Here is a 637-nt window from a genome sequence, read left to right as displayed (position 1 = left end):
GATGGCGATGGTTCAACACAAGACCGCCAAGACTGGTGGTCTCGGATGGAATCCGTAGGTCGTTCATATACGAAATTAGAGGCCCAAAGGGTCATCAAAGCTCAGTCATATGATGGGGGGTATTATCCTCGTTCATGGCTTGGGCATGTGTTCCATCTGGGGTGGTCTGTTGATGATATCTGCTGGCTGATATCTGCTGACTGCAAGCACCTTGGGCTTATAGCTCGGGATTATTCTGCTGATGAGAATCTGCGTTTTGCGTGTCGTTCGGAACAGGAAGACAGGCGACGCTTCAGGCTTCCTGCTGGTGGTTTAGAATACGTTCCAGAGGTTAAGGAAGCGAAGGAATCACGCGGAGAGATTTTTGATGCAGGACCGTCTGAGAATGGGTGTGAGTCATCTTCTCGGATAGGTTTTTATGAGCTTCTTCGTCGCAACAGTGGGAACAAGGTTGATGTGTTTAAACATCTTGAACGCATTGGCAGGGATGAGGCCATAAGGCTTCAATCTGATCGCATTGCTGACAGGCTTGAAGGTCTGGGGATTCCGTCTAGGCGTAAGAAGCAGGATGGCACCTTTTTCAAGGTGGGTTTGCTGTCTGGATTAGCTAAGCAGATGGATGAACAGTTTAGGCATA

General features: G+C 48.8%; 1 protein-coding gene. It reads left to right on the top strand.

Features of this window, described 5'->3' with window-relative positions:
* Positions 1 to 45: 45 nt before the first annotated feature.
* Positions 46 to 637, top strand: a 592-nt coding sequence (locus KP705_RS16020; protein WP_215764955.1) for a hypothetical protein, incomplete at its 3' end; no start/stop codon positions are given.

The sequence above is a fragment of the Gluconobacter sp. P1D12_c genome (genome assembly GCF_018812105.1).
Lineage (GTDB): Bacteria > Pseudomonadota > Alphaproteobacteria > Acetobacterales > Acetobacteraceae > Gluconobacter > Gluconobacter oxydans_A.
This window is presented reverse-complemented; position numbering and strand designations above follow the sequence as displayed.